The sequence below is a fragment of the Helicobacter sp. TUL genome, assembly GCF_002287135.1.
Taxonomy (GTDB): domain Bacteria; phylum Campylobacterota; class Campylobacteria; order Campylobacterales; family Helicobacteraceae; genus Helicobacter_F.
Window position 1 is genome coordinate 1 of record NZ_NESU01000021.1, and the last position, 21,537, is coordinate 21,537.

A 21,537-nucleotide genomic window follows, 5' to 3' on the forward strand; every position below is an offset into this window, starting at 1 on the left:
CTACACAAGAAACCAAATCTACAGAAAATACAATAGATGAAGACACACAAACACAATCTACAGACACAGAGCTTACAGAGGCTATAGATTCACAAGCACTAGATTCTACAGCCTTAGACATAGAATCTACAGATTCACAACCAACACAAGAATCAAAAGATAACGACATAGAATCTATAGAATCTACACAATCTCAAGATGAGAATATACAAGATGAGAATCTAGCGCTTGATACACAAGATATAGATTTAGGCGATGTGGATTTGGAAAATGCGGATTTGGGGGATTTGAATCTAGAGGATATGGATACAATAGAGGCAACAGAGCACGATAATTTTGAATCTCAAGCACAAGAGACATCTATAGAGGAGTTATCGGAGCTATCACAAGATTCACAAGATTTGGTGGATAGCGATAATGCACAAGCTAACGATAATGATGATATTCAGATTAAAGAGGTGGATTTATCTAGCACAGAGGATACAGAGGATCAAGGCGATTTGGAGGATTTCCAGTCTCTTGCAGAACAAGATGTATTGCGCGCAGTTGGTGAAGATACAGGCTCACAAGATACACAAGAGCCTACAGATACCACGCTTCATACCACAGAGGATACACAAGAGATACCAAAAGATACCAATAAAGATTTAGAAGTGGTAACTAATGCCATAAGCCAGTCTATACAAGATTCTATTAAGCGTTTGCAAAGTCCAGAAGTTACGGCTTTACTTGATGGTATGGAAGTAACGATAAATATTAGCTTTAAGGACACACATAAATGAATAAGGGCGCAATCCTCATCATATCAGGACCCAGTGGCTGTGGCAAAAGTACATTGACAAAAGAATTATTGCGCGTTATTCCTAATTTGTATTTTTCTATCTCCACTACCACACGCGCCATACGCCAAGGTGAGCAAGATGGTGTGCATTATCATTTTGTCAGTGAGCAAGAATTTCTCCAGCAAGTCCAAGAGGGGAAATTTTTGGAATGGGCGCAAGTGCATAATAATTATTATGGCACTGCCCTAGAGCCAATCACTCACGCCCTAGAGCAAGATAAGCTTGTGTTGTTTGATGTGGATGTGCAGGGACATAGAGACATCAAAGAGCATTTTGGAGATGTTGCGAAATCTGTGTTTATCACTACCAAAAACAAAGATGTGCTAAAAAATAGACTACAAAGTCGTCAAACCGATGATGAGCATACCATAGAATTTCGCTTGATACAGGCTTATGAGGAGATGCAGCATTTACATACTTTTGATTATTTGCTCATCAATGACGACATCACACAAGCAAAAGAAGCCATTACTGCGATTGCACAGAGTTTGCTCTATCGCAATACGCGGCACAATGAGGATCTTTTGCAAAATTGGATCAAACTTTAAGGGCATTTTGGTTAGAATGTCCTAATCTAGAATAAAGGAGTTGTTATGGGAACAGGAAGCATTTGGCATTGGGTGATTGTATTACTAGTTATTGTATTGCTTTTTGGCGCAAAGAGGATTCCAGAATTAGCCAAAGGTTTGGGAAGTGGAGTGAAAAATTTTAAAAAAGCTATCAAAGAAGATGATGAAGATCAAGAAAAAATTACTCAAAACACACAATCTAAACCACAAAGCGAAAATATCCAAAGCACAGAATCTACATCAGAGCAAAAACATTAATTTTTGCTCAACACTATCATTGTAAGGCATATATAGTATGTATCATCATATAAAAAATCTTTTAGAGCATTGTGTCAATACGCATTTTTTGTTGCATGAAACTATACAAGTTCCTTTGGAGCGACCCAAACAAAAAGATTTTGGACATTTTGCCACGCCCATAGCATTTATCTTAGCAAAATCCCTTAAAAAAGCCCCAAATGCGATAGCAGAGGATCTTTGTGCTGCATTACGCGCATATAAGGAATTTGCCAAAGTAGAGCCACTAAATGGCTACATAAATCTCACGCTTTCTTATGAATTTTTAGATTCATTGTGTGATAAGGCATTGGGTGGGCAGTATTTTATCCCCCAAGATTTTGGAAATAATACGCGGATTTTATTGGAGTTTGTGAGTGCAAACCCTACAGGACCATTGCATATAGGACACGCGCGAGGGGCAATTTATGGCGATAGCCTTAAGCGCATTGGGCAGTTTTTGGGCTATGAGATTGTGAGTGAATACTATATCAATGATGCTGGGAATCAGATTGCTACTTTGGGACTCTCTGTATTGCTAAGTGGCAAAGAATTATTAGGTGAGGCGGTAGAATATCCACAAGAGTATTATAAAGGTGCGTATATCACAGATATTGCCAAGGCGGCTTTAGCACATTTTGGCGAGGAAATTTTTTCTAGTGATTCGCATATTCCCACGCTTAGCATTTTTGCCAAAGATTTGATGTTAGAAGAAATTCGCAAGAATCTAAAAAGCCTTGATATAGAATTTGATCATTATGTAAGTGAAAAGGAGCTTTTTGGGAGATGGGCACAAACGCTTGAAACACTCAAAGCCCACAATGGCGTGGTAGAAAATGAGGGCAAACTTTGGCTATGTTCCACACAAAAGGGCGATCAAAAAGATCGCGTGATTGTGCGTGAAAATGGCGAACCTACATATTTGGCTGGTGATATTATTTATCATCAGGATAAATTTATGCGCAATTTTACTCATTATATTAATATTTGGGGTGCGGATCATCATGGCTATATCGCGCGTGTTAAGGCAGCCATAGAGTTTTTGGGCTATGACAGCACAAAGCTAGAGATTTTACTCTCACAAATGGTTGCACTCTCTAAAGGTGGGCAAAACTACAAGATGAGTAAGCGTGCTGGGAATTTTATACTTTTGCGCGATGTGGTGGAGGATATAGGCAGTGATGCATTGCGTTTTGTGTTTTTGACAAAACGCGTGGATACGCATTTAGAATTTGATGTTGATATGCTCTCCCACCAAGATTCTTCAAACCCAATTTTTTATATCAATTATGCCAATGCCAGAATCCACACGCTTTTAGAAAAATCTTCTCTTACACGAGCCCAAGTAGCTAGCGCACATTTGGTTGGTGATGAGACGCCATTGTGGCAGGATTTACGCTCTCTTGTGTTTAACGCACTAAGCATTCATCAAGTTTTGCATTCTAGTTTTTGTGAGCGAGAGATTCAAAAAGTATGCGAATATTTAAAAATGCTTGCAAGTGATTTTCATAGCTTTTATAATGCGTATAAAATTTTGCAATCTCCACATCAAGCAGAGATTCTAAAAGCGTTGTTGGTGGTGAGTGAGAGTATCACATTAGGCTTAAGGCTTATTGGGATACAAGCCAAAACAAGGATGTAGGGCAGTGGGTTGTAGCCATTATTTGCTATTTTGTGTGTTTTGGTTTGTATCATTAGCCAAAAATTAGCAAAAGTGAGGAATACAAATACATGGTCTTGATACTGCTTTTTGTGTGCGCGTATATTGTGCCATCTATTGTGCTAAATTTTTTACAAATCTCTCATATTACATCAGCACTCAATCAAAAAGCCATACTTTTAGATTCTCTTGATTATAAAAAAGCCGGTAATTATGCGCTAGAAAAACTTAGACTAAATAACATTGAAAAAATCCTAGAATTAGGATTATTTGCGTTTTGGGTTATGTTTGGATTCTCATTTTTTTGGCAACACTTGTATGATATAGGGCTTAGTGGGGTGTGGCATCATATTGTTTTTTTGCTTCTTTTACTACTTATTCCTATGTTTGTGAATCTTCCTTTAAGTCTGTATCAAACATTTAGTATTGATAAGCGTTATGGATTTTGTAAGCAAAGCGTGGGATTATTTTTTGTAGATGTTTTAAAAAGTAGCGTGCTTAGTATCATTCTTGGTGGCGTGATTTTTTATATTTTGTTATGGGTTATGGATACTTTTAGTTTGTGGTGGTTTGGTGGTTTTGTGCTTATGTTTGGTGTAGTAGTCGTTGCAAATGCGTTGTATCCTACAATCATTGCACCGCTTTTTAATACCTTTACTCCGCTTGAGGATAATGAATTAAAATCCCGCATAGAAGGGCTTTTGGATAAAGTAGGTTTTAGAAGCAGTGGGGTTTTTGTTATGGATGCAAGTAAGCGTGATGGACGACTTAATGCGTATTTTGGCGGCATTGGGAAGACAAAGCGCGTGGTGCTTTTTGACACATTATTGGAAAAAATTAGCAAAGAAGGGCTTTTAGCTATTTTGGGACATGAGTTAGGGCATTTTAAACATAAAGATATTATAAAAAATCTTATTATAGTGGGTGTCTTTTTGTTTGCACTCTTTTTTATCGCTGCGCATTTGCCAACAAGCTTTTTTACCCAAGCATCTTTGCCACAAGAAAGTAGCACAACTTTAGCGCTTATGCTTTTGCTCTCTTCAGTGCTTTCTTTTTGGTTTTTACCACTTGTGGGGTATTTTTCACGCAAGGCAGAATATCGTGCCGATGCTTTTGGTGCAAAGCTTTCTTCTAAGCAATGCCTTGCAAATGCACTTATTCATCTTGTGAATGAAAACAAGTCTTTTCCGAGCTCCCATTGGCTTTATATTTATTTCTATTATTCTCACCCACCGCTTTTAGAGCGACTTAGGGCGTTGGATTATGACATTTAGTATCCACACAGCCCTAGAATCTGCATATGAAATTTTACGCTCTAGTCCGCTTGCAGCCGATGATCCACATTTGCGTATAGGTTTAGAATCTCAAATCCTCCTTGCGCATTTTCTTCAAAAAGATCGTGTGTTTTTGCATACATACCCACAGACTTTACTCACACCCACACAAACACGCCATTTTTTTGAATCTATCCAAAAGCGCGCTTTGGGCTATCCAATAGAATATCTCACGCACAAAGTGAGTTTTTATGGGCGTGAGTTTAGGATAGATTCTCACACGCTTATTCCTCGCCCAGAAACAGAAATTCTTGTGGAAAAAATACAAGAAATTTTGCATATACATCATTATACATCGATTGCAGAGATTGGAGTAGGTTGTGGAGTGATAGCCATAACACTTGCACTCCAAAACCCACAGATTCATATCTATGCCACAGATATAAATCCATATGCAATCGCCCTAGCGCGTGAAAATGCGATAAAGTTTGGCGTGGAGAAGCAAATCACATTTTTTCATACTTCATTGCTTCAGGGCTTAGAGCATATATGTTTGGATATGATTGTTGCAAATCCTCCATATATCGCAAATTCCTATACGCTTCCATTGAGTGTGCGTTATGAACCAAAAGAGGCGTTGTTTGGTGGAGAAGTGGGTAGTGAGATATTAGAATCTATCATAACACTTGGCAGGGATTTGCGCATATGTTTTGTGTGTTGTGAAATGGGCTATGATCAAAAGGCGAAGATACAAGATTTTGTGCGTGAGATTCCCCATAAATCTTTAGAGTTTTACAAAGATTTAAGCGGTTTTGGTAGGGGATTTGTTTTACAATTCTTATAAATATTTTTTAGGGCAACAAATGAATATCGCGATACTAAATTATAAAATAGGCAATCTTGCAAGTGTCCAAAATGCCTTGGTATATGCAAGCAAAGAGCTCAAATATACAACTATCACTATAGAATCTAATCCGCATAACCTCATGCGTTATGATAAGATTATTTTGCCCGGGGTTGGGGCTTTTGGCGATGCAATGGAGCATTTGCGCATAAGTGGTATGCAAGAAGCGATTATAGAATTTGCAAAGAGTGGCAAATATATGCTTGGAATCTGTCTTGGTATGCAATTGCTTTTTGAGCAAAGTTCAGAGTTTGGTGAGCATAGAGGGCTTGGGTTATTGCGTGGCATTATAGAGCCCTTTGATCGTGCCAAGCTTGGTGCATTAAAAGTCCCTCATGTGGGTTGGAATAAATGTTTTCTTACAGAGGAGGGCAAGAAAAATACACTTTTTTTGGGATTAGAAGAAGAGTTTTATTTGTATTTTGTGCATAGTTTTTGTAACAGAGATTCACAAAATGTGCTTGCGCAGTGTGAATATGGCTATACATTTAGTGCGATTGTGGGTCGTGATAATATTTTTGGGATTCAACCACATCCTGAAAAAAGTCACAAAGTAGGCTTAAGGTTACTGAAAAATTTTTTAATGTTTTAGGATATTACATAATTTAAGATTATCAAGATTATTAAAACATTATTTTTTTTATTTTATAATAATTCTTATGCACAATCTTGTGTAATTTTATACAAAGGATAGATGATGAAGTTTAAGGTATTGGTTTTAGCACTTTTAAGTATGGTTGGGTTACATGCTATCAGTATTGATACAAGTAAAGTAAATGTTGTTTGGACTGCGTATAAGACACCAGCAAAAGCTGCGGTAAGTGGGACTTTTAAGGACATAGAATTTAAGTTTGGTAAAAAGAAAGATTCTATTGCTACTACTTTAGAGGGGGCAAGTGCAACTATCGATCCAATGAAAGTAAATCTTAATGATGATGTAAAAAATGCAAATCTTCGTGATTTTTTCTTTTCAAAATTCAGCAAAAAAGAGATTAAAGTGACACTTCGTGATGTTGTAGAAGGTAAAGATCAAGGCACAATTTTAGCATCTGTTAAAATGAATGGTAAAACAAACAAAGTGCCTATGGAATACAAAATTGAAAATGGTGTTTTAAAGGCGCGTGGTGTGTTAGATCTTAGTGAGTTTAAACTTAGTGAGGCAAGAGCCAATCTCCAAAAAGCCGTATCAGATCTCCATGAAGGTATGACTTGGTCGCAAGTAACCATTGGCTTTGAAGCACCTATCAAAAAATAAAATGCAAGGTTTCCACGCAATTTTACTATTGCGTGGTATTAAAGATTTAGTGTTGCTATATAGCGCTCCAAAATATAGCACGCACTAAGGCTATCAAGTCTCCCATTTTTTTGTGCTAAGGCACGAGATTCTTTGCCTAAGTATGCAAGATCTTGTAGTGCTTCTTGCGAGGTGTAATCTTCATTGACATAGACAATTTCCCCACCAAAATGTACCAAATGTATAAAATGCTTTATGCGCGTGCGTGTGTCTTCATAATGCGCTTCACCACCACTTGGAAGCCCTACAACTAATGTGTCGATACATTTTTGACTAAGTAGCGCACTAAGCGCTAGGCTTGCTTGATTGCGATTTTTTCGTAAAATCGGTTCTATGGGCAATATGATACCTTGCGTGTATTGGGCTAATCCTATGCGCTTTAATCCCACATCACAAGCAAGAATATTGGTTGCTTGGTGCGTTGTCTTAGAATCTAGCATATTCGTATCACTCCATTTTGGCGCATAATTTTTCCCTCTATTTCATATTGAAAGATTTTTTCACCAAATTTTTGCACCGCTTCTTCAAGGCTTGGTGTATACTTACAAAATTCCAGCACTTCATCATATACCTCTTCTTGTGAGCCAAAAATTTGTGTGATGAGTGTCTCAATATCATAGATACATTGCGCTTGTTGGTTTATAAGGAGGTGTTGTGTGCCTAGACTTTCAGGTATTCGGTGAGGTAAGACAAAAAGTGGCTTATGGGTTTGTATGCTAAGTTGCGCACTTTGCATAGATCCACTTTGTAAATCAGCTTGTGGAATGATAACAATATCACTAAGCCCTATGACAAGTCGATTGCGTTCCAAAAAGCTATAGTGCTTTGGCATATAATTTTGCTCATATTCGCTTAGCACAAGTCCTTGCTCAATAATGGATTGTATGATAGCTGTGTTGGCTTTTGGGTAGATAATATCAAGACTTGAAGGAGAAATCATAATCGTGCGTGGCAGTGCGGCAGAGTGTGCGATAATATCCACCCCTAACGCTCCACCGCTCACTACCACGCCACCGGCTTTGGCAATTTTTGTCGCGAGAATTGAGCTAAATTGTTTTGTGTATGGGTTTGGGCGTCTTGTGCCTATGATAGCAACCTTGATAAGTGTATCTAAAAGACTTATATCGCCTAGCGCAAAGAGTGCTTTTGGTGGCTTAGATAGTGCAAGAAGCGAGGGTGGTATCGGTATGGATATAGGTTTTGGCATTAGTGATTTTGTGCAAAGTGAAATTTGGAGCGATTATATAGGGTAATATTTTGGGTGTGGAGATAAGATTCTAATTGTGCTGGACCTATCAAATCCACTTCCTTTGTAAGTTTATCTTTGGCGTTTTTAAGAGCTTCTATGGTGCTTGGAAACGGGTGGCATATGGCTATGGCATAGCCTTTGTCTTTGGCTTTTTTGATAGCAAGATCAATTTGGCGATCTGTATGCTCTTTTTGGGCTATGGTGTCTAAGAAAATATCTCGTTGCATAATAAGCCTACCTTGTTCTCTAGCGATTTTGGGAGAGGCGATGTCTGTATTTGTCACACTATCAATAAAGCGTAAATCTAGCTCATCAAATACACTTATGAGATTTTGCATATCGTTATAGCTAGTGGTAAATTTACTCCCTGTGTGATTGTTGAGGTATTTTAGATTGGGAAAATCCGCCTTGAGATTTTTCATATATGCAAGGAGTGAATCTCGACTAATGCCTGTAGTAAGTGGTTCTAATTCTTTTTGATAAAAATTGAGCGCCTCTAGGGGCAGATGTATCATATATTCTTTGGCATAGGTAGCGATTTTTGGAGTGTCTGGAGTATAGGCTGTTTTTGGAAAGATTGATGGCGTGATAGGAAGTTTAATGTTACGCAAGGCATTGTATTGTGCAAGATTTTGAATGTCATCCATAATAATCACAAGTTTTGGTTTGTTATCGCTTTGTTTGTAGCTTTTGGCTTTGTGGTAGGATTCTTTAAAGGTTTGTCCGATGTCTAAAATAAATGAATCTGCATATAAAAATCCACAGAGAAGAATAAGAAAAAGATGTCTCACGCATAGCCTTTTGTTTCTAGCGATTGTAGCAAGTTTTGTGTTGGTCTTGGCTTAAAAGGGAATCTTAAAAAGCAGTGGATTAAAGGCTTTAGAAACGATAAGGACTTTTTCACCAATTGCAAAATTTTTTGCATCATCAGTGGGATAAAGCACACGCACAATCTGTGAGGCACACGCAATATCAATAATTTCTACCACTCCTTGAGGGGTTTTACGCAATATCTCGCCACTTAATTGCACCTTGCCACTTAAGGGAGCGCCAAAAATCTCATCAGTGCTGCCACTTTTGGTGATATTGCCATTTTCTATACACCATACTTTTGTGCTAAGGCGTATGATCTCTGTAATTTCGTGGCTAATAAGAATCGTGCTAAGCCCTAGATCGCTATGGAGTTTGCTAATAATATTTTGCAAAGTAAGGCGCATTGTTGAATCTAGCGCACTTAGTGGTTCATCAAGAAGCAAGATTTTTGGCTTACGCGCTAATGATCGTGCGAGAGCTACCCTTTGGGCTTGTCCACCCGATATTTGGGTAATAGGGTGTTTAAGAATAGCATTAAGCTCCATAGTATCAATAAGCCAAGAGATAAAGTCTGTTTTGCGTTTGGTGGCAAATAGGATATTTTCTTCCACGCTAAGATGTGGGAAGAGGGCATAATCTTGAAACATAAAACCAATGCTGCGTTTTTGTGGTGGGAGGATATATTTTCCATCTTGCCAAATTTCATCACCAACCTTGATATAACCTGTATCCGGTGGCGTTAATCCAGCCAAGATTCTAAGGATTGTTGTTTTTCCTGCGCCACTTTTGCCAAATAGTGCAACAAAATCTCCAAAATTCATTGTTTGAGAGATTTCAAGCTTAAAAGGGTTTTGTGTATGGGGTGTGCGTAGTGTTTTGGTGCATTCAAAGATAATATCCATAATGAAAGCCTTAGAGAATCTGTGTGCTGTGGTTAGTATATTTGCGCATAAAGGCAAAAATTACACATAAACTTATAAAGCTTATGACAAAGAGTGTGAGTGCGTATTGGTGTGCGAGTGTGTAGTTAAGTGTTTCGACTTGCTCATAGATAGCAATACTAGCGACTTTTGTTTCACCTGCGCGCGAACCTCCTATCATCATTACTACACCAAACTCGCCAATAGTGTGTGCAAAACTTGTAACACAGCCTAGTAAGATTGAGGATCGTATATTTGGCATAAGCACATACAAAAAGGTAAATATTTTGCCTTTGCCTAATGTATAGCTTGCTTCTTTGAGAGAAGGCGGAAGTGAAGAGATGGCGTTTTTGATAGGATTTACCATAAATGGCAAAGAAAAAATCACACTTGCTACAACCAGCCCAGAAAAGCTAAAGGCAAGTTGGAATGAACAATATTCAAGTAAAAATGCGCCTAAGGGATTATGACGATTAAATATCACAAGCAAGTAAAATCCAAGCACAGATGGTGGGAGAATAAGTGGCATCCAAATAAGTGCTTGGAGGATAATACTAAACTTTGGCTTGAGTGAATCTACTATGAGGGCGAGGGCTATGCCTATAGGCAATAAGCATAATGTCGTATAAAATGCAAGCTTAAAGGTAAGCTGCATAGTTTGCAAAAATTCAGAATCCAAAAAATCCATATCAAGCTTCCTAATTATGTGGCATTTGTGGCATTGAATCTATAGAATCTATAGTGTGTATAGATTGCGTCTCATCGCTACTTTGTAGAGATTCTAATAAAATATCACTAGGGTTAATATACCACGCACACAAATCACCCATAGCAAGAGCTTTTGTGTCTTGTGTGGCAACTATCGCACTAATGCCACACTCAAGACTTACAAGGCTTAAGATTGTATCTTTTGTAATGTGTTGTATGCATGATTGAAAGCAGTTTTGGGTATATAGATGAGAATCTTTGTGTGCAAGTAGGACTTGCGTGGGTTTGAAATATGCCAAACCACTAGCGCCCATAGCAAGAGTGTATCGAGTATGCGGTGTTGCAAGCACAAATGCCCAAAGTGTGCCTATGGGAGTTTGTAAGCCCACAAGTCCTAAATCTTTGTCGTGTGCGATATTTGTAATCGTGTAGGGAAGCGTATTCATATCGATGTGTGGTTATGGCGCATCATACCCATAAGATGCAAAAATGGCTTGTGCTTTTTCACCCAAGAGATATTGTGCGAATTCTTTGGCAAGTTGAGAATCTTTACCGGCTTTTGTGATAACAAGAGATTGCACAATGGGTGCATAAAGTTTCTCATCAATGATACTATAAGTGATTGGACTTCCTTCTTTTTGGGCTTCTTTTATCACCATAGATAATGCACTAAAGCCAATTTCTGCAGAGCCTTCAAGCACATATGTAGTCGCTTGTCCAATAGATTCACCAAGCACAAGTTTTGGCGCAAGGATTTGCTCTAATTTTGCACTTTTGATATATTCCTCTGCGGCTACTCCATAAGGAGCTAGTTTGGCATTGGGGATAGCGATGTGTTGTATAGAGGGGTTTTTAAGAATCTCTATAGTATTTGCATTGAAATTTTTGTTAGCACTAAAGACTACAAGCTTACCGCGAACATAATTTTTTGGTGTGTCTGCTGCTAGTTTGTCTTGATAAAGCTTTTGTGGATATTGGGTATCTGCAGCGATAAATAATTCTGCCAAAGATCCATTTTGAATCTGTGCATACGCCTTGCCAGAAGAGATATAGCTAATTTCTATCGTGTCATGTGTGTGTGTTTGCAAAAATTCTTTTTTGATATCCTCTAGCACAAATTTAAGACTTGCAGCCGCCAAAACCTCAATCTTTTCTGCAAAGACACCGCCACATAAAAGCGCAAATACTACAAAAATGCGTGTTAGCATACAATCTCCTTTTTTGAAATGAGGAGATTTTACACTATATTTTTTAAAATATATATAAAAATTTTTATATTAAGGTTAGAGTGTTTGCTTAACAAGTGTTTCTATGGTTGTTTTTGAATCTGGCTCAACAAGTCTATCACCAATTTCTTCCCCATTTTTGTAACCTATAAGCGTAGGGATTGCGCGAACACCCAATATGTCTTTGAGTGTCCCTTCTGAATCTACAGAGATATGATAAAACTCTACTTTTCCCTCATATTCTTTAGCCAAAACTTCTAAAATAGGCTCGATTCTGCGACAATCTGGACACCAAGAAGCCCCAAGTATGACAACACTAGAGCCATTTTTGATATTTTTTAGGTATTGTTGTGTGTTGATATGTTGTAGCATGTTATCTCCTTTTTGTGGTTTGTTTTTAGTATTTTTTTAAGGGTATCTTGATAGACTAAACATTTAGTTACATTTTTAGAATTTATGTGAAAATAAGCTACAGAATATAAACCAAATACAAAAGAGATGAATTTTATGCTAAAATGCACACATTTTCACTTATAGGGGTTTTTATGGTTTTAAAGGATAATTTTAAAAAAGAGGGCGATTTTTTATTTCGATATAGAAGTTATCTACCTTTAGTAGTTATTCCGTTTTTTGTGTTGTGTTTGGTGAGTTTTCCACAAAATTTGCTCCTGCCAAGAATCGAGGTGCAAAATTTCTTTTTTCTTGATTTTTGGTTAGGCACAGATACGCAAGTAAATTTTGTATATAACACGCCATTAGTAATTTTTGCGCTTATTGTTGGATTATTAGGGCAGGGTATTAGAATCTTGGTAGCTGGGTATGTCCCTCGCGATACTTCTGGGCGCAATACCAAGGCGCAAAAGGCTGAAGTGTTGAATACTACAGGTATGTATTCGCTTTGTCGCAATCCTTTGTATTTGGGAAATTTTTTGATGATGTTTGCTCCCGTGCTTTTGTTGGGAAATTGGCTTTTTGCCTTGTCTTTTATTTTGGCATTTTGGTTGTATTATGAGCGCATTATTTATGCAGAAGAGAGTTTTTTAACGCAAAAATTTGGTGATGAATATTTGCAATGGGCAAAAAATACTCCAGCATTTCTCCCAAATTTTCGTCATTACACCAAAAGCAATTTAGGCTTTAGTATGCGATCTATGCTAAAAAGAGAATATCACTCGCTTTTTGGTTTGGCTACTTCGCTTTTTCTTATTCATTGGATTATTAGTGCGTATGTGTCTTGGGATCTTGTGGTGGCATTTGAGCCGTGTATTAGTGTGTTTTTTGTCGTAAGTGCAATTATTTATGTAGTAATGTTGGTGTTAGTAAAGACTACAAAAATCTTTGAGGTAGAGGGTCGCTAAAGCGATCCAAATGCCCAAAGGATTGGATATAAGCTCTCATCGGATAATTTCTCTTATACCCTTGGCATTACGTTTAGAGAGAAATCCCTCTTTTTCTAGCTGTTCGACATAATTTGTCGCGCGGTTAAATCCTATGCTAAAGCGTCTTTGCACACTGCTTGAAGAGGTATTGCCACTCTCAAGCATAAAGCGTTTGATTTGTTCAAGCATATCATCTCCATCATCTTTGAAATCTCCTCCAGCCAAAATACTCTCTTTGTCATCAAGCAAGAAACTTTTGTCATAGTTTGGCTCTCTTTGGGATTTGATAAAACTCACGACAGATTCTATCTCTTCTTCTGTGCTAAAAGGTGCGTGTAAGCGGATAATAGTATCAGAGATTTTAAAAAGCATATCGCCTCTGCCTAGCAAACTCGCTGCACCCACATCATCAAGGATAACTTTAGAATCTACTTTGCTACCAACTTTATAGCTTATGCGTGAAGGGAGGTTGCCCTTTAGTGTGCCTGTTACGACATCGACACTTGGGCGTTGTGTAGCGATAATAAGGTGCATACCACAAGCACGCCCCATTTGTGCGATTCGGCTTAGAGGAGCTTCTGCTTCACGCCCAGAAGTTTGCATAAGGTCAGCTAATTCATCAATGATGATGACAAAATACTGCATTTCTTCCTCGCCTTCTTCTCGCGCCTTTTTGTTGTAACTCTCAATTTCTTTGACACGCATATCTTTCATTTTTTCGTATCGTCTATCCATTTCGTGCATTGCGTTATTTAAGCCCACAATCGCCTTTTTGGGATCTGTGATAATAGGTGTGATCAGATGAGGTATATCGCTATAGAGTGAAAACTCCACTCGTTTTGGGTCAATCATCATAAGTTTTAGTGTATCAGGTGAGTTTTTATACAGCAAAGAGAGAATCATCGCATTGATACCTACGCTTTTTCCACTGCCTGTAGTCCCAGCGATAAGCAAATGTGGAAGTTTGCGCAAATCTTGGACAAATGGATTGCCCACTATATCTTTTCCAAACGCAAGTGTGAGAGGAGATTGCGTCTTTTTAAATAGATCAGATTCTAAGATTTCTCGTAAGAAAATGGTTTCTGTTTTGTTGTTTGGAATCTCTATTCCTACCACATCTTTACCGGGCACGGGTGCTTGGATTCTAATAGATTTTGCCGAGAGCGCAAGAGCAATGTCATCTTCGAGGTTGAGGATTCTAGAAACCTTGACATTTGGAGCAGGGCGAAACTCAAATGTTGTAACGATAGGACCTGTGTAAGTTCGCACGACATCACCATCGATTTTAAAGGTTTTGAGTTTGGCAAGTAAAATTTCACTTTTGGTATCGATTTCAACTTCATCAATCTCATTTTTGTATGTATCTGGTTGATTGAGAAGGCTTGTGGGTGGGAGCTTGAAATTTAGTGGCGCAGTGCTTTTGCCAAAATCAAGATCCCTAAGGAGAGCGGTATTTTCATCAAGCTCACGCACGATATGGACTTTTGGTGGTTTTGGTGTAGGGCTTTGCTCGGGGTTTGGTTGTGGTGGCGCCATAAGCGTGGTATATGTGTCTTTTGGTGTATCAATCTCTGGAGTTTGAGAATCTCCATAAGATTCTGTATAGGTGGATTGGAGAGTGTTTGGTTGTGCTATGGGAGATTCTTGTGTGGCTAGTTGTGTGGATTGTTCGGTGGGTAACTCTGGTGTGTGCTCAAGATGAATATCTGGGATTATGGAATCTAATGCACTAGATTCTGTAATGTTGTCATATGTATGGGAGCTAAGAGGCGTTGCAGGTGTTGGTGCAGGTTGCAATTCCATAGGTTGTAGTTCTTGGATATCAAGACTAGAGATGATATCTTGCGTGCTAGAGTGTGTTGGTTGCGTTGGTTGTGAATGTGGCGCTTGTTGTGGTATTTGTGAAAGTGGTGTTTGTGTAGGTTTTGGAGGGTTATGGGGTTGCTTTTTTGGTGCTTGTGTAAAGTCTGCTTGATGAGAGTTATGGATAATTGCTTGTATATCAAGTGGTGCTTGTGTGATTGGTTGTGTATGTGATGTGGTTTTGGGCGTAATTTTTGAGCCATAATAAGCTGTTTTGTAGGCGTTATTGAGGGCATTTTGTGTGATTTCTTGTTGTTGAGAGAGTGTGATTTCTTGGATAAGTGGTGTTTGTGCTGTTTGTGGTTGTTGTGTGGTTTGTGGCATAGAGTTTTGGACTTGGAAGCGATCTTTGTATTCTTGTATGCGTTCTTGCAAAAATGATTCTGAATCTAATGCACTATTTTGCACGACTTGGATTTGCAAATCATCAGGGATTGGGTCGTGATATGTGGGTATATCTTGGGGTTGTGTATAAGAAGTTTGCATAGATTGGGTGTGTGTGGGTTGTGATTCTTGGGGCTGGATAGAGACTTGTTCTGCGGTATGTGGTGGATTAGGATCGTGATGTAGTGGATCTTGTGGCATTTGGGCGTCGATGTTTAGGGTATGAATTGCTTGAATGTGCTCAATGCGTTCTTGTTCTTTTTTGCGTAGTGTTTCTTTGTATTGTTGTAGTTTGGTTTTATAGGTATGATACAAGTCATAGAGCTTTGTAACGAGTGTTTTACCTAGTGTTTGTAAGAGTGCATAAAGCGTTTTGGTATATCTAAGAATCACGCGATATAGTGCCAATAATTTTGTAACAAAAGCTTTATAAAAGGGCTTAGTTCGTATTATGAGGGTTTGAAGTTGTTTAAAAATAATGTCTATATTGCTTTGTGTGGCTACAAGGATTGACAAAAGAAGACAACCTATAACCAAAATCCACACACCAAATACACCGATAAAATTTTGCAAAAAATGCACTACACTATTACCAAAAAGCCCACTATGCAAAAGCAAGGATTGTGCTAAAAGTAAGCTCACAAACCCAAGCGATCCTGCGATAGCAAGTTCAAGTTTGCGAAAGTCTAGTGTCGGATTTTTATATAAATAATACGCCGGATAGAGCAAAAAAAGCAGATATACATAGCCGAGATACCCAAAGATACTAAGGTTAAGTATTGCAAATTGTTGTCCTAATACACCTACCATACCGCTTTCGCCAACAATAGTGGCGATAGAGAGAAAAAGAAGTAAGATATTGCTAAAGATATAGAGATAGATTCTGCTATTGAACTTTTTTGCGTGTTTTTCGGGCTTTTTGATAGGGAATCCTTTTTGTAAGATGACAAGCAATGTTGCTAATTATAGCATATTGTGTGCAAATTTCGTTACTATTTGTTACGATTGAAGTGCCTAGAGTGCGAGTCTTGTGCGGATATATCGTAAGTTTAAAGTTAATTTATGTAGTATCTATGCCAAAATTTGTGAATCTACTTTGAGGAGAGGGAATGCACGGAAAGATTCTGCGCTACTCGACACAGACAAAAAATGGCGTGGTTACCAATGCGTCTAAGAAAATTTTTGAGCTTCGCGGTAATAGTTGGCATGATCCCAAGATGATGCCTTCTGTGGGTATGTTTGTAGAGTTTCGATGTGATGATAATGGATATACGATTGTAGATTGCAGGGCTTCAAGTTATCAGAGTTTTCCAGAGGGCGGACTTGTGCGTGAGATTGATTTTTGGCGCACCAACACCGATGAGGAACTTAAAGCAAAAGAAGCGGACGCTAAGGCAAATATTGCTAAACAAATTTTTGCCAAAACAAATTATGCTAAACTCAATGCTATCGAGCTTAGCGCCACTCCGCAAGAGTGTATCAAAGATTTTTTTCGCGATGAATTTAATGCCATAGCATTTTTGGATAGTGTGCGTCAAGATTCTACTCCTGTGCAAGGCACTATGCTAAGCTATCTCATCATCAAACCATTTTTAACTAAAGCCATTGATTTTTTAGTATATAACGACCGCCATATCACTATGGATAATTTTGCTTCAGAGCTTCAGACACTCAAGCAGTTAGAATATTCTTATAGCCATTTCAAAACAAATGTCAATATTAATGCTTCAAAGATTTATAAAGAATGCTTTTTAGATGCGCAATATCACTACAAAGGCGTTTTGCGCGCTATTGAAATTTTTAATGAAAAAAAACTTCAAATAGAAAACAAAGTGCGTGTATGTGGTATGGAATTGCGTAGCATTCAAGCCAAACTTGATGCAAAAAAAGGCGATCCCAAGGCACTTGAAGCCAAAAAAGTAGAAATTGCAAAGATTGTCAGTAAAGCCAAAAACGATACAAAAAGTATTGATATGCTTATTGATAAACTAAAAACTATGAGTGAGGCGTTTGTCAAAGATAATTTTGCGACTTTTGAAGTCGTTTTTACCAAGATTTATCAAGTGCTTGTTGATAAAACCAAGGAAGCATTAGATATTTGTGGCACAAAGCTTGATGATAAAGTATGGAGTTTGGGTATGGCATCTCAAGCCATCAAAAATGTGTTTTTTCGTCAACATATTAACTCGCCTTTTTGTGCGATGACTTTTGTAGAAAACCACATAAAACACCTCAATAAAGCCAAAATGAGCAATAATGAAAGCATCGTGTATAATTACGCACAGCGCTATAATAAGTCGTATAAAAATTATGTAATTTTTTGCGAAAATGAAGCGTTTGAGCTTGATTTAAAGGTAAAGATTCTAGCAAAGGCAAAAAATAACTATGTGTATGTGTTTCAAAAAGAGATTGAGTTTTTTACCGCAGTCAATAAAATGAAGTTTGAAATATGTTTTATAGATTCAGAGTTGCGCCTCTCAAATCCCAAAGAAATCTTAAAAGCCGGTGTATCTTCTAAACGCAACAAAGACACGAAATTTATGTTGCTTAAAGCATCAGACATTAAAAACCTCACACTCTAAGCTTTATTATGACTTTGTGTAGTCTTCTTAATGCTAGTAAATATTATGAGCATACGCCTATTTTAGAATCTATTAATTTTAGTATTTCTTCGCGTGAGCGTGTGGCTGTGATTGGCAAAAATGGATCAGGCAAATCCACGCTTTTAAAACTCATAGAGGGTAGTATCGAGCTAGATTCAGGGGAGCGCGTAATTCCAAAGAATCTAAAGATTCTCTCTCTAGCCCAAGATCCCAAGTTTCCACAAACCGCAAGTGTGGAAGATGTGATTGCAGATAGCTTGGGATCACTTCGGGAAGCACATGAGAGACTGCAAATTTTAAGTGCCAATATTGATTCAATGCCTCATACAGCTTCAGAACACAATCCCTCTTTACAAGCGCTTTTAGATGAATATGCCCAAGTGAGTAGTTTTATTGATGAGCATAATGGTTGGGATTTGCAATCGCGCGTCAATGAGGTGCTAGAGCGCTTTGGGCTTATGGAGTTTAGGCATCGTTTGGCAGTAAGTCTAAGTGGTGGGGAGCAAAAGCGTGTGGCATTGTGTCAGATTCTGCTTGAGAGCGTGGATTTGCTAATCCTTGATGAGCCTACCAACCACCTTGATGTAGAAATGGTGAGTTTTTTGGAAAAATTTATCCAAGATTCTACATTTAGTATGGTGTTTGTGAGTCATGATCGGTATTTTATAGAAAATGTTGCCACGCGTATCATAGAGGTAGAAAATGCAAAATTGACGGGTTTTGAGGGCGGATATAGTAGCTATTTGCATAAAAAAGAAGAAATGTATAGGGCGCTTACTAATGCTCATGAGAATCTCCTAAAGCTTTTAAAAAGCGAAGAAGAGTGGCTAAGGCGTGGTGTCAAGGCGAGGTTAAAGCGCAATGAAGGACGCAAAAAAAGAATCTTAGAGCTTAGGGAAGAGGCAAAGAAAAACCCTAGTGTTATCCGAAAAATGAAGCTAGAACTTGAGCGAGAATACAAGAGATTTAATGCTAGTGAGGGAAAAAATACAAAAAAATGCCTTTTTGAGATAGAAAATCTTAGTAAAAATCTTGGCGATAAGGTGCTTATTGCTCATTTAAATTTGCGAATCTTAGCCGGAGAAAAAATCGGTGTAGTGGGCAAAAATGGATCAGGCAAAAGCACATTGCTAAAACTTCTTTTGGGTGAGATTGCACCAAGTAGTGGCGTGATAAAAACAGGCGCCATACGCATTGGGTATTTTGATCAGCACCTTGCTATGCTTGATGATAGCAAGGATTTATTAGAGACATTTTGTCCCAATGGTGGCAATATGGTAAATGTGCGTGGGAAGCATATTCATGTGTATGGGTATCTCAAAAATTTCTTGTTTCCCAAAGAATTTTTAGATAAAAAAATAGGATTTTTAAGCGGTGGAGAGAAAAAGCGTGTAGCACTTGCTTTGCTTTTTACGCAAGAAGTTGATGTGCTAATCCTTGATGAACCTACAAATGATCTTGATATTAATACAATGACAATCATCGAGGAATATCTCGCACATTTTAATGGAAGTGTGATTTTTGTCAGTCATGATCGATATTTTGTGGATAAACTTGCTTCAAAGTTACTGATTTTTGAGGGTGATGGCGTGGTGAATGTGGCGTTTGTGAGTTATAGTGAGTATTTGGATACCAAACTAGAGCTTAGCGAATTAGAATCACTAGATAAGAATGTTGAGCAAGAGAAGCTAAAAATCCAAAAGCCAAAAACGCCACTAAAGCTTAGCTACAAAGAAAAACTCGCACTAGATTCACTACCTCAAGAAATAGAGGAGCTTGAAAGGCGTATTGCACTCTTAGAATCTGATCTCACAAATCCAGAAAAATACCAAAGTATAGGGATTACAGCCATAGCAAATGAATTAGAGAATCTAAAAGCCGAGTTAGATATGAAATTAGAGCAGTATTTTGCTTTGGAACAAAAAGTATTAGACTTGCAAAACACGCTTCATACTCATAAAATGTAGAATCTTTTTAAAAATATAGTTTTTTAAGGGCTTGTAAGATTGTCAAGGTATCAAGCCTTCTTGTTGCATATGTTCTAGTAGTTTGATAAAGGCTTGTGTGCGCAATATTGCTCCTTCTTCGTTTAGGTGATAGTGTGTATCAAAGAAATATTTTCTTTCAAAATGAAAATCTCTAAAGTCTCCATAAATTTCTATATTATGTTTTTTTAATTCCGCTTTGAGATTCTCTATTTTTGCAAAGGTTTGTGGATCCTTGAGACTAAAGTCTGGATTTTCCATCGTGGGCGGATATGTAAGAAATATTTTGATATTTTTTGATGCGGCAAACTCTAATAAACGATTGTATTCAGAAATAAAATGCAATGAAGGTTTTAGATGTAAGTCAAGATACGGGGTATTATCGTTTACAAAACTCCCTTTTGCATGTGCATAATCTCCATATTTATCTAGAGATTTATAGTTGTAGCCATAAAAATTTGGTGTTTGTTGCCATAACACTTGCATAGTCTGTATGGGGTCTTGTTCTTTTTCAAAAATATATTTATTTAATAAATAAATAGGAATTTCTGTAGGAGGACTTTTGGCTAAGCTTTTGAGAAGTGTATGAAATGGTAAGTGGTAAATAGTTTTACTATCAAAAGCGATAAGATTTTGGATGTATTGTGGATCAGTTTTTGAACTTTGTCTTGTGTAATAGACAAATTCTAAAGGCATGAAAACAATATCACTTTCTTTTGCTTGTTGTATTATTTTATCTATTAAAGCTTCTATAGGTAAGCCAGCACCTCCTGCATAGTTAATAAGTGTAAAATTTGTTTGGGTATTTATGAGGTCTCCATTGAAACCAAAAAGGGTGCTAGAACCAGAAACAACTACAATACGCTGTTTATTTGTTTCTTGGGAATTAATATAATCTTTTATTGCATAGAGATTTATAAAGGATGGTTGGGATAAAGGTAAACTTAAGAATTCTAGAATAAAAATGATAGCACTCCAAAAGATAGTGCCTACAATCCATGTTAGAAAAATTCGCTTCATTCATTTATCCTTAAAAATTAAAATACAAGAATGTAGGCACATAGGAAGTAGCATAGATATTTAATAGGCTTATTGTAAATAGCCCTGATATTAAAAAGATAGTCTTAATGGATTTATAATGTGTGTTTGCGAGTATCATTGTATGTTTTGTGCACAAAATGATAGTAGCTATGATGCATGACATGAGAAATAATCCCATATCTTTTGGGGAAGGAATAATAATAAAGAAATCAAATGTAAAATCAAAATTTTCTAAAATCTTAAAGCGATCTGCCAATAGTGACGGCAACACCACCACACCCCCAAACATTCCTTTCAAGAGATTGCATGCTCCTTGTATATTCTCAGATCTAAAAAATATCCAAGCAATATTGACAAAGTTAAAGGTAAGAAACCAACAGAGCACTGTATAGAGTTTTGTTTGCATAAAGCCTAGATAGATTCTTGCAAAGCTATAGCGCTGTGTCGTAGAGCATGATGCATCATTACCTTGTTGTGTGTTAACACAAGAAGGTTCTTGGTGCATAGTAAGATTATCTGTCATAGCAGATGCATGTGGATTTAAAGA

21 protein-coding genes and 1 pseudogene are annotated in these 21,537 nt (G+C 37.6%); 11 read left to right on the plus strand and 11 right to left on the minus strand.

From position 1 onward, the window contains the following. From B9T66_RS08910 to B9T66_RS08100, 8 genes are all read left to right on the plus strand, one after another. The coding region (locus B9T66_RS08910; RefSeq protein ID WP_180763377.1) for a hypothetical protein at positions 1-782 on the plus strand (782 nt) is incomplete at its 5' end. Continuing rightward, positions 779-1,390: a guanylate kinase gene (gmk, locus tag B9T66_RS08070; protein WP_095628463.1), complete on the plus strand. Its 612-nt coding sequence runs from the start codon at positions 779-781 to the stop codon at positions 1,388-1,390. The genes B9T66_RS08910 and gmk, both read left to right, overlap by 4 nt. A 45-nt stretch (positions 1,391-1,435) precedes the next feature. Next, positions 1,436-1,669 carry a twin-arginine translocase TatA/TatE family subunit gene (gene tatA / locus B9T66_RS08075; RefSeq protein ID WP_095628464.1) on the plus strand — a complete coding sequence of 78 codons (234 nt, stop codon included), beginning with the start codon at positions 1,436-1,438 and terminating at the stop codon, positions 1,667-1,669. Positions 1,670-1,706: 37 nt separating this feature from the next. Then, positions 1,707-3,329, plus strand: a complete 1,623-nt coding sequence (gene argS / locus B9T66_RS08080; RefSeq protein ID WP_095628465.1) for an arginine--tRNA ligase — start codon at positions 1,707-1,709, stop codon at positions 3,327-3,329. Between the two features lie 89 nt (positions 3,330-3,418). Continuing rightward, positions 3,419-4,621 (plus strand): M48 family metallopeptidase, encoded by a 1,203-nt coding sequence (locus B9T66_RS08085; protein ID WP_095628466.1) that lies wholly within the window; start codon positions 3,419-3,421, stop codon positions 4,619-4,621. Continuing rightward, entirely contained in the window at positions 4,611-5,465 is an 855-nt protein-coding gene (gene prmC / locus B9T66_RS08090; RefSeq protein WP_095628467.1) for a peptide chain release factor N(5)-glutamine methyltransferase, read from the plus strand. The genes B9T66_RS08085 and prmC overlap by 11 nt, the downstream gene beginning before the upstream one ends. Before the next feature lie 19 nt (positions 5,466-5,484). Beyond that, a complete protein-coding gene (gene hisH / locus B9T66_RS08095; RefSeq protein ID WP_095628480.1) occupies positions 5,485-6,117 on the plus strand; it encodes an imidazole glycerol phosphate synthase subunit HisH in 633 nt (210 codons plus the stop codon). Between the two features lie 105 nt (positions 6,118-6,222). Continuing rightward, on the plus strand, positions 6,223-6,780 hold the full coding sequence (locus B9T66_RS08100) for a YceI family protein (protein WP_095628468.1): 558 nt from the start codon (positions 6,223-6,225) through the stop codon (positions 6,778-6,780). 38 nt (positions 6,781-6,818) lie between these two features. Here B9T66_RS08100 and ruvX read toward each other — a convergent pair whose 3' ends face one another. From ruvX to B9T66_RS08140, 8 genes are all read right to left on the minus strand, one after another. Beyond that, the gene (gene ruvX / locus B9T66_RS08105) at positions 6,819-7,259 is read right to left on the minus strand and encodes a Holliday junction resolvase RuvX (RefSeq protein WP_095628469.1); all 441 of its coding nucleotides are present in this window, start codon (positions 7,257-7,259) and stop codon (positions 6,819-6,821) included. Then, on the minus strand, positions 7,253-8,026 hold the full coding sequence (locus B9T66_RS08110) for a DNA-processing protein DprA (protein WP_095628470.1): 774 nt from the start codon (positions 8,024-8,026) through the stop codon (positions 7,253-7,255). The genes ruvX and B9T66_RS08110 overlap by 7 nt, the downstream gene beginning before the upstream one ends. After that, on the minus strand, positions 8,026-8,859 hold the full coding sequence (locus tag B9T66_RS08115) for a divergent polysaccharide deacetylase family protein (RefSeq protein WP_095628471.1): 834 nt from the start codon (positions 8,857-8,859) through the stop codon (positions 8,026-8,028). Before B9T66_RS08115 ends, B9T66_RS08110 begins: the two co-directional genes overlap by 1 nt. A 51-nt stretch (positions 8,860-8,910) precedes the next feature. Then, positions 8,911-9,783, minus strand: coding sequence for an ATP-binding cassette domain-containing protein (locus tag B9T66_RS08120; protein WP_095628472.1), 873 nt, complete (start codon positions 9,781-9,783; stop codon positions 8,911-8,913). A gap of 10 nt (positions 9,784-9,793) precedes the next feature. After that, positions 9,794-10,480 (minus strand): molybdate ABC transporter permease subunit, encoded by a 687-nt coding sequence (modB, locus tag B9T66_RS08125; protein ID WP_095628481.1) that lies wholly within the window; start codon positions 10,478-10,480, stop codon positions 9,794-9,796. A 19-nt stretch (positions 10,481-10,499) separates the two neighbouring features. Then, a complete protein-coding gene (locus B9T66_RS08130; RefSeq protein ID WP_095628473.1) occupies positions 10,500-10,955 on the minus strand; it encodes a hypothetical protein in 456 nt (151 codons plus the stop codon). A gap of 12 nt (positions 10,956-10,967) precedes the next feature. After that, positions 10,968-11,717 (minus strand): molybdate ABC transporter substrate-binding protein, encoded by a 750-nt coding sequence (gene modA, locus B9T66_RS08135; RefSeq protein ID WP_095628474.1) that lies wholly within the window; start codon positions 11,715-11,717, stop codon positions 10,968-10,970. A 75-nt stretch (positions 11,718-11,792) separates the two neighbouring features. Then, complete coding sequence (locus tag B9T66_RS08140; RefSeq protein WP_095628475.1) at positions 11,793-12,107, minus strand: thioredoxin family protein; 315 nt, start codon at positions 12,105-12,107, stop codon at positions 11,793-11,795. 173 nt (positions 12,108-12,280) lie between these two features. On the opposite strand from B9T66_RS08140, the gene B9T66_RS08145 reads away from it, so the two are divergent. Beyond that, positions 12,281-13,093: a methyltransferase family protein gene (locus B9T66_RS08145; RefSeq protein ID WP_095628476.1), complete on the plus strand. Its 813-nt coding sequence runs from the start codon at positions 12,281-12,283 to the stop codon at positions 13,091-13,093. 36 nt (positions 13,094-13,129) lie between these two features. Here the strand turns inward: B9T66_RS08145 and B9T66_RS08150 are convergent, their stop codons facing one another. Next, the gene (locus tag B9T66_RS08150) at positions 13,130-16,315 is read right to left on the minus strand and encodes a DNA translocase FtsK (RefSeq protein WP_308201240.1); all 3,186 of its coding nucleotides are present in this window, start codon (positions 16,313-16,315) and stop codon (positions 13,130-13,132) included. A gap of 155 nt (positions 16,316-16,470) precedes the next feature. Between B9T66_RS08150 and B9T66_RS08155 the strand changes: the two genes are divergently transcribed. Both B9T66_RS08155 and abc-f read left to right on the plus strand, forming a co-directional pair. After that, positions 16,471-17,943 carry a hypothetical protein gene (locus tag B9T66_RS08155; protein WP_095628477.1) on the plus strand — a complete coding sequence of 491 codons (1,473 nt, stop codon included), beginning with the start codon at positions 16,471-16,473 and terminating at the stop codon, positions 17,941-17,943. An 8-nt stretch (positions 17,944-17,951) separates the two neighbouring features. Further along, on the plus strand, positions 17,952-19,931 hold the full coding sequence (abc-f, locus tag B9T66_RS08160) for a ribosomal protection-like ABC-F family protein (RefSeq protein ID WP_095628478.1): 1,980 nt from the start codon (positions 17,952-17,954) through the stop codon (positions 19,929-19,931). Between the two features lie 42 nt (positions 19,932-19,973). Here abc-f and B9T66_RS08165 read toward each other — a convergent pair whose 3' ends face one another. Further along, positions 19,974-20,969, minus strand: a complete 996-nt coding sequence (locus tag B9T66_RS08165; RefSeq protein WP_095628479.1) for a hypothetical protein — start codon at positions 20,967-20,969, stop codon at positions 19,974-19,976. A gap of 10 nt (positions 20,970-20,979) precedes the next feature. Beyond that, positions 20,980-21,537, minus strand: a pseudogene (locus tag B9T66_RS09245) (hypothetical protein); the annotation flags it as partial.

Excerpts from the sequence above, each read along its gene's own strand:
- argS (WP_095628465.1), top strand. The coding sequence starts at position 1,707 with ATGTATCATCATATAAAAAATCTTTTAGAGCATTGTGTCAATACGCAT.
- B9T66_RS08110 (WP_095628470.1), bottom strand. The coding sequence starts at position 8,026 with ATGCCAAAACCTATATCCATACCGATACCACCCTCGCTTCTTGCACTA.
- B9T66_RS08085 (WP_095628466.1), top strand. The coding sequence starts at position 3,419 with ATGGTCTTGATACTGCTTTTTGTGTGCGCGTATATTGTGCCATCTATT.
- B9T66_RS08165 (WP_095628479.1), bottom strand. The coding sequence starts at position 20,969 with ATGAAGCGAATTTTTCTAACATGGATTGTAGGCACTATCTTTTGGAGT.
- gmk (WP_095628463.1), top strand. The coding sequence starts at position 779 with ATGAATAAGGGCGCAATCCTCATCATATCAGGACCCAGTGGCTGTGGC.
- B9T66_RS08155 (WP_095628477.1), top strand. The coding sequence starts at position 16,471 with ATGCACGGAAAGATTCTGCGCTACTCGACACAGACAAAAAATGGCGTG.
- prmC (WP_095628467.1), top strand. The coding sequence starts at position 4,611 with ATGACATTTAGTATCCACACAGCCCTAGAATCTGCATATGAAATTTTA.
- abc-f (WP_095628478.1), top strand. The coding sequence starts at position 17,952 with ATGACTTTGTGTAGTCTTCTTAATGCTAGTAAATATTATGAGCATACG.
- hisH (WP_095628480.1), top strand. The coding sequence starts at position 5,485 with ATGAATATCGCGATACTAAATTATAAAATAGGCAATCTTGCAAGTGTC.
- B9T66_RS08120 (WP_095628472.1), bottom strand. The coding sequence starts at position 9,783 with ATGGATATTATCTTTGAATGCACCAAAACACTACGCACACCCCATACA.
- B9T66_RS08140 (WP_095628475.1), bottom strand. The coding sequence starts at position 12,107 with ATGCTACAACATATCAACACACAACAATACCTAAAAAATATCAAAAAT.
- B9T66_RS08100 (WP_095628468.1), top strand. The coding sequence starts at position 6,223 with ATGAAGTTTAAGGTATTGGTTTTAGCACTTTTAAGTATGGTTGGGTTA.
- B9T66_RS08145 (WP_095628476.1), top strand. The coding sequence starts at position 12,281 with ATGGTTTTAAAGGATAATTTTAAAAAAGAGGGCGATTTTTTATTTCGA.
- tatA (WP_095628464.1), top strand. The coding sequence starts at position 1,436 with ATGGGAACAGGAAGCATTTGGCATTGGGTGATTGTATTACTAGTTATT.
- ruvX (WP_095628469.1), bottom strand. The coding sequence starts at position 7,259 with ATGCTAGATTCTAAGACAACGCACCAAGCAACCAATATTCTTGCTTGT.
- modA (WP_095628474.1), bottom strand. The coding sequence starts at position 11,717 with ATGCTAACACGCATTTTTGTAGTATTTGCGCTTTTATGTGGCGGTGTC.
- B9T66_RS08130 (WP_095628473.1), bottom strand. The coding sequence starts at position 10,955 with ATGAATACGCTTCCCTACACGATTACAAATATCGCACACGACAAAGAT.